This is a genomic window from Nocardia altamirensis NBRC 108246, from assembly GCF_001612685.1.
In the GTDB taxonomy this organism is placed as follows: Bacteria; Actinomycetota; Actinomycetes; order Mycobacteriales; family Mycobacteriaceae; genus Nocardia; species Nocardia altamirensis.
The window spans coordinates 1-8,546 of record NZ_BDAY01000145.1; the positions used below are offsets into that span (position 1 = coordinate 1).

9 protein-coding genes are annotated in these 8,546 nt (G+C 67.0%); 2 read left to right on the forward strand and 7 right to left on the reverse strand.

The window, feature by feature from the left end:
• Nucleotides 1–91: 91 nt before the first annotated feature.
• From NA11_RS43375 to ligD, 7 genes are all read right to left on the reverse strand, one after another.
• A complete protein-coding gene (locus tag NA11_RS43375) occupies nucleotides 92–850 on the reverse strand; it encodes a MerR family transcriptional regulator (RefSeq protein ID WP_069167962.1) in 759 nt (252 codons plus the stop codon).
• A gap of 103 nt (nucleotides 851–953) precedes the next feature.
• The gene (locus tag NA11_RS43380; RefSeq protein WP_069167955.1) at nucleotides 954–2,465 is read right to left on the reverse strand and encodes a flavin-containing monooxygenase; all 1,512 of its coding nucleotides are present in this window, start codon (nucleotides 2,463–2,465) and stop codon (nucleotides 954–956) included.
• Nucleotides 2,466–2,470: 5 nt separating this feature from the next.
• Nucleotides 2,471–3,391 (reverse strand): ferritin family protein, encoded by a 921-nt coding sequence (locus NA11_RS43385; RefSeq protein ID WP_069167963.1) that lies wholly within the window; start codon nucleotides 3,389–3,391, stop codon nucleotides 2,471–2,473.
• 7 nt (nucleotides 3,392–3,398) lie between these two features.
• Nucleotides 3,399–4,304: an SDR family NAD(P)-dependent oxidoreductase gene (locus tag NA11_RS43390; protein WP_069167956.1), complete on the reverse strand. Its 906-nt coding sequence runs from the start codon at nucleotides 4,302–4,304 to the stop codon at nucleotides 3,399–3,401.
• Between the two features lie 2 nt (nucleotides 4,305–4,306).
• Complete coding sequence (locus NA11_RS43395) at nucleotides 4,307–5,293, reverse strand: alpha/beta hydrolase (protein WP_069167957.1); 987 nt, start codon at nucleotides 5,291–5,293, stop codon at nucleotides 4,307–4,309.
• A gap of 221 nt (nucleotides 5,294–5,514) precedes the next feature.
• Nucleotides 5,515–6,465: a D-isomer specific 2-hydroxyacid dehydrogenase family protein gene (locus NA11_RS43400; protein ID WP_069167958.1), complete on the reverse strand. Its 951-nt coding sequence runs from the start codon at nucleotides 6,463–6,465 to the stop codon at nucleotides 5,515–5,517.
• Between the two features lie 257 nt (nucleotides 6,466–6,722).
• Nucleotides 6,723–7,697 (reverse strand): non-homologous end-joining DNA ligase, encoded by a 975-nt coding sequence (ligD, locus tag NA11_RS43405; protein WP_069167959.1) that lies wholly within the window; start codon nucleotides 7,695–7,697, stop codon nucleotides 6,723–6,725.
• A gap of 69 nt (nucleotides 7,698–7,766) precedes the next feature.
• Here ligD and NA11_RS43410 point away from each other — a divergent pair, with 69 nt between their 5' ends.
• A complete protein-coding gene (locus NA11_RS43410) occupies nucleotides 7,767–8,015 on the forward strand; it encodes a DUF6364 family protein (RefSeq protein ID WP_069167960.1) in 249 nt (82 codons plus the stop codon).
• The gene (locus tag NA11_RS43415; protein ID WP_069167961.1) at nucleotides 8,012–8,320 is read left to right on the forward strand and encodes a hypothetical protein; all 309 of its coding nucleotides are present in this window, start codon (nucleotides 8,012–8,014) and stop codon (nucleotides 8,318–8,320) included. The genes NA11_RS43410 and NA11_RS43415 overlap by 4 nt, the downstream gene beginning before the upstream one ends.
• Nucleotides 8,321–8,546 lie beyond the last annotated feature (226 nt).

Below are 8,546 nucleotides of genomic sequence, written 5' to 3' on the forward strand. Positions count from 1 at the left end.
GTTCCGGCAGCCCAGAACCAGTGCGGATTCACAGAAAGAGTGCGAATCCGGGTCTGTGATCTTGATGCTCCCGAAACCCGTAGGGCGGATGCTAGGCGGACGTGTCTGGGCGCGCGCGTTCGCGCTCGGCGGCCGTGGCGAGGTAGTCGCCGAGTTCGCGGCGCAGCGTGACGTCGAGGGAGCGGGCGAGCGTTGAGTGCACCGAGGCGACGGCGAGCTCGCGCATCTTGCTCAACATCGTTGTGGTTTCCGCGATTTCGCTGCTGGTGTCGGGCAGCCAGCCTGCGCCGTGCTCGTCGATGATGTGCTGCTTGGCTGCGGTGATCATGATGTGGGCGATGTCATCGATCCGGTCGGCCACCTTGGCGTAGATCTCGATGAGCATGCGCAGCTCGATGCCGTACTCGTGCAGCTCGGCGAACGAGGTGAGCAGCTGGGTGTCGGTGAACACCACCGTGTCGCCCTCGAGCCGGACCAGTTTCATCTCGCGCAGCCGGTCGACCAGCTCGTCGGCCTCGGCGCCGAGGATGGTCCCGATCAGCTCGCGCGGCACCTCGAAGGTTTCGTCCTTGGCCCACGACGCCGTCACCGCATGCTGGAGGCCGAGCACCTCGCTGAGGTCCTTGCCGGTTTCCCAGCTGGTGATGAAGTCGCCGATGTGTGCGGTGGTGAACCCGCGCTGCAGCAGCGCGTCGATCAGCCGCAATCGCTCGAGGTGGGAATTGTCGTAGATGCTGGCCCGGCCGTCCTTGCCGACGGGCGGGGGCAGCAGTCCACGTTCCTGATACGCCCGCACATTGCGGGTGGTGGTGCCCGCCGCGCGCGCGAGGTCATCGATCCGGTATTCCATCGATTCCGCCTCCTCGCTCACCGCGGCGCCGGGTTGCCGACGGCCGAACAGCACGGTCGTGTGAACGACCGATTCTATAACCATGACCGTCGGCACCCGTCATCTAGGAAACCGCCGCGATCCGGCGCCTCCGCACGCTCGGTCCCGACGCCACCACCGTGTAGTCGGCCAGGTCGACGGTCCGCAACTGGTTCACGTACTGCGTCGCGAACCCCGGATACATCGTCGCGTTGAACCCGTCCTCGGTGAGGTACCAACTGCGGCAGCCCGAATTCCAGGTGGTGCTGGTGAGCCTGCGCTGCATGCCCGCGTTGTAGCGTTCCTGCCGATCCTGGCGCACGTCGAGCATCCGCAGGTCCTGCTTCAGGATGGTGCCGATCGCGCTGACCAGGTAGTCGATCTGCGCTTCCATGTACACCAGCGCCGAGTTGTGGCCCGGTCCCGAGTTCGGCCCGAACGTGAGGAACATGTTCGGGTAGCCCGACACCGCAATGCTTTTGAACGCATATGCGCCGCGCGACCACTCGTCGGCGAGCACTCGCCCGTCCCTGCCGACGACCGGAATCGGGGTGCCCGTCTTGGACACGTCGAAGCCGGTGGCGAAGACAATGCAATCGGCTTGGTGCTCAATGCCTTCCGCGGTGCGGATGCCGTGCTCGGAGAGCTTGGCGATGGGCCAGGTGATCAACTTGCAGTTGTCCCGCTGCAGCGCGGGGTAGTAGTCGTCGGTCATCAGCAGTCGCTTGCAGCCTGCCCTGAAGTCGGGCGTCAGCTGCCGCCGCAGCCAGGGATCCTTGACCTGCCTGCGCAATTGGGCGCGGCCGACCAGCTCGACCACTCTGGTCAGCGGCGTGTTCCACACGACGCCGAGGGCAACCGACTCGTGCCCGTAGAACCAGGCCTGCCGCGCAAGTTGTTCGGCGGCGGGCACCCGGCGGTAGATCTCCTTGGTCACCGCGTTGGTGCGCCGGTTCACCCTCGGCAGTACCCAACCCGGTGTGCGCTGGAAGACCTTGACCGAGGCCGCTTTGTCGACCAGTTCGGGGATGATCTGCACCGCGCTGGCGCCGGTGCCGACGACCGCGACCTTCTTGCCGGTGAAGTCGTAGTCGTGATCCCAACGGGCACTGTGGATCTTGTGCCCCGTGTACTCCTCGATCCCGCGAATGTTCGGAAAGCTGGCATTGGCAAGAGGTCCGGAGGCCAGCACCACCGTGCGTGCGTGCACCGTGTCGGCACGGCCCTCGATCGAGATCGCCCAGCGCCCGGTCGGCTCGTCGAAGACGATCCCGGTGACATTGTGGCCGAACCGGAAATGCGGTCCGAGGCCGAACTCCGCCGCCATCGTCTCGATATAGCCCAGGATTTCGTCGCTACCGGAGTAGGTGTGCGACCAGCCCGGGTTCGGGGCGAAACTGTAGGAGTACAGCCGCGACGGAATGTCGCACGCCGCACCGGGATAGGTGTTGTCGCGCCAGGTGCCGCCGATCGCGTCGCCGCGTTCGAAGATGGCGAAATCGTCGATGCCCTGCTGGCGCAGGCGGATCGCGGTGCCGATGCCCGCGAACCCGCCGCCGATGACGGCGACGTCGAGTGTCGTGTCGGTCTTGGTCATCCGCGTCACGCCGCCGGCTCGTAGGTCACTTCTTTGACCCAGGTCGGGTCCCTGCGCAGCAGCGCCTTCGGCACCCGGCCGGTGATCTTCACCAGTGCGTCGGCCACCAGGTGATAGGGGTGGCCGCGATCGATCACCCACCCGCCGTGCATCTTCACCAGCTGATACATCGGCAGCCTGCGCGCGAACTCGCTGCGCTCACCCACGTTGGCGTAGCGCTTGAGCGCGGCGTACAGCTTCTCCTCGTCGACGCCCATCTCGACGATGTTGTCGCGCATCTTGTTCAGCAGCGGCACGTAGCTCAGCACGCCGATGATCAGCGACGGCTTCAGCCAGCCGCCGACGAGATCGATGGCAAGCTTGCGCGCCTCCGAGTGCCCGAGCAGATCCATCACCGCGAAATCGACGGCCAGATGCCGGGATTCGTCGTTGTTGATCTTCTTGAACGCTTCCTGGCAGATCGGGTCTTCGATCTCGTCCATGATGAACTTGATCAGGGCACCGTCCAGCGCCACCTCGAGCATCGGGATCACGGTGCCGAGGAACGACAGCGACATGCTGTCGGCGTACTTGTCCAGGAAGTCGATCACCAGCTTGACGTTCACGTTCGGCTGCGGGATCTCGTCGCCGTCGAGCATGCCCCAGCGCCGCATCAGCGCCAGTTCGGCGTTGGCATGCCGCTGCTCCTCGGCGTGGAAGTACCGGTAGATCTCGCGCAGCGTCTCGGTGGGCGCCTTCTTCGCCATGGCGGCGAACCCGCGCGCGCCGACGTTCTCGATCCACATCAGATCGGCCATGAACGGCTTGAGCTTGGCGTGCAGTTCGGGCGAGATCGTCTCGGCGCCCGGTGCGTCCCAGTCGATATCGGCCAAGGCCCACTGGCGGTCCTTGATCTTGGCGAGCATGTCGTCGAAGTCCATCGCGATGGCCATGTCAGACTCCTGTCTTGTCGGTGACCGACGTGCGGTCGTTGGCGGTCGAGTTGTCCTGGGGCAGCAGCCGATCCAAGAGTCCGAGGGCATAGGTGTATTGCGCGGGGAAGTACCGCTTGAGTCGCCAGACGATGTGGGCGTCCAGTTGCGGCAGCACGTACAGCTGGCCGCGGTCGTGCGCGTCGAGCGTGGTGCGCGCGACATGATCGGGGGAGAAGCCGGTCCAGCGCATCAGGGTGTCGGCAAGTCGCGCCGACTCCGTGGTGATCCGGCCGTCTTTGGCCACATTGGTTTTCACGAACGTCGGGCACAGCACGGTGACCGCGACGCCGGTGCCGCTCAGCTCGGCCGCCATCGTTTCCGACAGCGACAGCACACCTGCCTTGGACACGTTGTAGACGGCCATCGATGGCGCGGCGGCGAACCCGGCGGCGGAGGCGACATTGATGATGCCGCCGCGGCGGGCGGCGCGCAGCTGCGGGGTGAAGACCTCGCAGCCGTGCACCACACCCCACAGATTGATGCCGAGCGCCCACTCCCAGTCGTCGAATCCGACCTCGCCGACGTGCTTTCCGCCGATGCCGACACCGGCATTGTTGACCACCAGGGTCACCGGGCGTTCGAACAGCGATTCCGCAAAGCGCGCAAGGTTTTCCACGTCCTCGCGGTGGGCGACGTCGCAGCGGAAGGCGTGTGCGACGCCGGGATGCTTGCGTTCGATCATGGCGACGGTCTGGTCGGCCCGCTCCTCGTTGATATCGGCGCAGATCACCTGTCCGCCGCGGTTCGCGATCTCCAGCGCGAAGGCGCGGCCGATGCCGCTGCCCGCGCCGGTGACCACCGCACGGGCGCCGTGCGTGCGCCGTGCGCGGTTGCCGAAGGGCAATACGTTTTCCAGTCCGAACATTGTCAGCTCACCTTCTCCGAGGCCGGGCGGTAATCCAGTGCGTCGCACAGGAAGTCGGCGGCGCGACGCAGGGCATGGTCGGCTTCGGGCACCAGCATCGGCAGCGCCTGGAAGACGTGCATCTGGCCGGGCCACACCTCCAGCTCGCAGCTGCCGCCCGCGGCGCGCACCAGATCGCACAGCGCTCGTGCGTCGGCGCGCAGCATTTCGGTGCCGCCGACTTGCACCAACATCGGCGGCAGGTCGACGCCTGCGGGCACGCTCAGCCGCAACCGCGGCGCGTCGGCGGGCAGGCCCCTGGTGTACTCCAACGGCATTCGGCTCGCCGCTTTCGCGGAGATGAGCGGATCGCGTTGGCGCCGCTCCTGTTCGGCGGCGAGGCCGAGCGTCAGGTCGAGCAGCGGTGAGAACAGCGTCACTGCCGCGGGCTGCGGCAGCTTGCGGGCGGCGTTCTCGACGAGCAGGTCGAGTGCCAGATGTCCGCCCGCCGAGTCGCCTGCGATGACCACGTTGTGCCCGGCGTAGCCCTGGTCGAGCAACCACCGGTAACCGGCCTCGATATCGTCGGCCGCGGCCGGGAAGCGATGCTCGGGGGCGAGCCGGTAGTCGACGACGAAGACCGGGAGTCCGGTCTTGCGGGACAGCTGCGCGGCCAGGCCGCGGTGCGTGCGCGCCGAGCAGATGACGTAGGCGCTGCCGTGCAGGTAGTAGATCGCGCGGGTGCCGAAGGAGACGCCTGCGGCGCGGACCCATTCGCCGCGCACCTGTCCCGAGCGGACCGGGTTGACGATGGTGCCGGACGGGACGGGACCACCGATAGCCATGAAGGTGGCGACGAGTTTGCGGGCGAACCACACCCCCGGAGCGTTCATCGGCACCGCGTTGTTCAGCGGGCGCAAGCTGAGCCGGGTGGTGGCCGCGGCCAGGGCGGCACGCGCCGAGGGGCTGGCGGGAACGCCGGGGACCGAGGTCCTCGTTGACCTTGTCATGCGCTCAGAATCATCGATGAATGTGCCAGTTGTCAATGGCACATTTATTGCAGGCTGATTGCGATCCGGGTTGACCTGCGACAACGCCCGCGACACCGGAGGGTGTCGCGGGCGTCAGGAGATGGTCGGGCGTCAGGAGATGGTCGGGCGTCAGGAGATGGTCGGGCGTCAGGAGATGGTCGGACGTCAGGGATGCTCGAGCGTCGGGGGATGCTCGGGCGTCAGTACCCGAGATTCGGGTCGATGGGGGCGATCAGATCGTTGCCGTCGGCGAACAGTCGCACATTGGCGCCGACGTGGTCGGCGAAGGCGGCGAGGCGCAGCTGTGGTGGATTCGAATCATGCGGCGTGACAATGGCATTCGGCAGCACCCAGAGGAGGTGGCCGTCGGGGAGCGGCTCCGGGTCCGTCACGTCGAGGCCGGCGCCCGCGATGGTGCCCGCGGCGAGCGCCGTCACCAATGCCTCGGTGTCGATGAGGCTGCCGCGCGCAATGTTGATCACCCACGAGGACGGCTTCAGCCTGGCGAGCACGTCCGCGTCGATGAGATGTCGGGTGGCCGCGGTGGCGGGCGCCGCGATCACGACATGATCGGTGCGCGGCCAGACGCGGGCCAGGTTTTCGGTGGCGATCGTCTCGATCGTGTCCGGGATGCCGGGGCCGGTCACCGGACGTCCGGAGCGGTTGACGGCGATCACGTGCGCGCCGAGCGGGGTGAGCATGGGAATCAGCGCCCGGCCGATGCCGCCCGCGCCGACGATGGTGACGGTCTTGCCGCGCAGTGAGCCGATATGCGGGATGAAATCCTGTTGCCGCCAGCGTCCCGCACGCAGATGCTCGGGCAGATATCGCACGCCAGCCAGCAGCAGCATCAGCGCGTGCTCGGCGACACTGGCGGCGAAAGCGCCTGCGGCAGAAGTGAACAGCACCTTGGGATGCTTGGCGATCACACCCGAGGCGAACCATTCCTCGACACCCGCCGCGGGCAATTGCACCCAATCGATCCCGGCAGGCAGCTCATCGGGGAACTGGCCAGGAGTGCCCACCCAGATCAGCCCGCTCGCCTCGGCCAGCTCGGCCACCACGCCGCCGTTGTCGACGACGGCCTTCTCGATCAACGTCGGAGGCGGGTCGGCCGGACCAATCGCGATCGGAACCACCGGTCGATCCATAACGGCCTCCTCCAGAACTGTCGCAAGGCGCCGACTACAGCGCCGAAGCGACGTTAGCACCGCCCGCACGCTCGACTTTTCGACCCCGGGCAGGTGATCTGACCGGCTGGTATGCATGCCGCGAGGTCGATTGGAATGCGGCACGTCGGCCACCAGCTCCGCGCGGTTCGGTCTCGTCCTCAGGTTCCTCGCGTGGCGTGCTCGGCCTTGGTTTCGCGCCAGGAAGAGCTCAGCATCACCGGATCGAAGCGCGTGAGTCAGTCCTCGTCGAGGTCGTTTTGCTCGTCCAGGTCGGCGTCGACCTTGTCGCGATCGGCCCACTCCAGCAGCTGGTCGATCTGGAAGACCGCGTCATCGATGCCTGCGTGCAGGTCGCCTAGTTCGGCGAAGCGGGCGGGGACTGTTTTGATGGTGAAATCGCGCGGGTCGACATCGGGGATCTCGTCCCAGCGGATCGGCGTGGAGACGGTGGCGCTCGGGACGCCGCGGACCGAGTAGGCGGCCGCGATGGTGTGGTCGCGGGCGTTCTGGTTGTAGTCGACGAACAGCATCGCCGGGTCGCGGTCCTTACGCCACCAGGTGGTGGTCACGTCGTCGGGAACGCGGCGTTCGACCTCGCGCGCGAACGCGAGCGCCGCGCGGCGTACCTCCTTGAAACCCCACTGCGGTGCGATCCGGACGTAGACGTGTAAACCCTTGCCGCCGGACGTCTTCGGCCAGCCGACCGCGCCCAGATCATCGAGCACCTCATGGACCACACCCGCGACCCGCTGCACCCGCGACCACGGGCAGTCCGGCATCGGATCCAGGTCGATGCGCCACTCGTCGGGGCTCTCGGTGTCGGCGGCGCGGGAATTCCACGGGTGGAACTCGACCGTCGACATCTGCACCGCCCAGATCACGTCGGCCAGCTCGTGCACGCAGAGCTCGTCGGCGTGCCTGCCGTAGCGCGGAAAGAAGACGCGGACCGTCGGAATCCACTCGGGCGCGCCCGCGGGCAGCCGCTTCTGGTGCACCTTGTCCCCGGCCAGCCCCTTCGGGAACCGGTGCAGCATGCACGGCCGGTCCTGCAGCGCCCGCACGATGCCGTCGCCGACGCTGAGGTAGTACTGCACCAGGTCGAGCTTGGTCGCGCCGGTCTCCGGGAAGTACACCCGGTCCGGGTTGGAGATCCGGACTGTGCGGTCGCCGACATCCAATTCGATGGCCGACGCCGCAGACTTGCTGGCCACTCGTCCGACCCTAGTGCACGTCGGGTGAACAAGCTTCGGAATGTGCGGCGTTCTGGTATGCATATGAGTATGAGCAAGGCGACGCGCGTGACCGTGACGCTGGATCCGCAGGTAGCCGAATGGGCGAAACAGGCGGCCGACCGGCAGAACCGCAGCCTGTCCTCGGTCATCAACGCCTCACTGCGCACCGCGCTCGTGCACGACAGCCTCGCCAAGCTGCCGGTCGACGACGAGGCCGAACGCGCCGCCGCCTATGTCGACGTGAGCCTCAACGAGGCGGCCGAAACCCACGCCCGCCGCAACCGCGGCGCCGCATGAGACGCGGTCAGATCTGGCGTTATTCCCCCACCCTGAGCGACGGAACACCCCTGCCGAGACGCATCTCGGTGGTGCTCGTCTCCGACTCGGCGGTGATCACCTCGCCCTACCGTTGGCTGCACGTCGTCCCGCTCCGCGACGCGGACCCCGGCCACGTCCTGGCGACATACACCGAACACGGCTGGGCCGACACCCTCGAACTCCACCGCGCCTACCGCCCCTGGCTCACCGAGCAACTCGGCGAACTGACCGCGACGGAATGCGAGTCGCTCGACGCCCGCCTGCGTGCGACATTGAGCCTGTGAGCCGAACGGCGAGCGCTCGATGCGCCCTTGGTCGCGAAACTGATTGGGCGACAAAGTAATAGGCTGATCCAGCTGCCCATGTGGCTCGTCGTCGCGCAAGGGCCTTCTCGCACGTGGTGACCGGGGTGCTTTTCGCGTGGTGGCGAGGTTGCCTTGCGTGTGTTGCGAGGTCCCCCCGCGCGTGGTGTCCGGGTTGCTTCTCGCGTGGTGCCGAGGTTGCCTTGCG

Bases quoted from the DNA above. Each gene is read 5' to 3' on its own strand.
- NA11_RS43415 (WP_069167961.1), top strand. From the start codon at position 8,012: ATGAGACGCGGTCAGATCTGGCGTTATTCCCCCACCCTGAGCGACGGA.
- NA11_RS43400 (WP_069167958.1), bottom strand. From the start codon at position 6,465: ATGGATCGACCGGTGGTTCCGATCGCGATTGGTCCGGCCGACCCGCCT.
- NA11_RS43395 (WP_069167957.1), bottom strand. From the start codon at position 5,293: ATGACAAGGTCAACGAGGACCTCGGTCCCCGGCGTTCCCGCCAGCCCC.
- NA11_RS43410 (WP_069167960.1), top strand. From the start codon at position 7,767: ATGAGCAAGGCGACGCGCGTGACCGTGACGCTGGATCCGCAGGTAGCC.
- NA11_RS43390 (WP_069167956.1), bottom strand. From the start codon at position 4,304: ATGTTCGGACTGGAAAACGTATTGCCCTTCGGCAACCGCGCACGGCGC.
- NA11_RS43375 (WP_069167962.1), bottom strand. From the start codon at position 850: ATGGAATACCGGATCGATGACCTCGCGCGCGCGGCGGGCACCACCACC.
- NA11_RS43380 (WP_069167955.1), bottom strand. From the start codon at position 2,465: ATGACCAAGACCGACACGACACTCGACGTCGCCGTCATCGGCGGCGGG.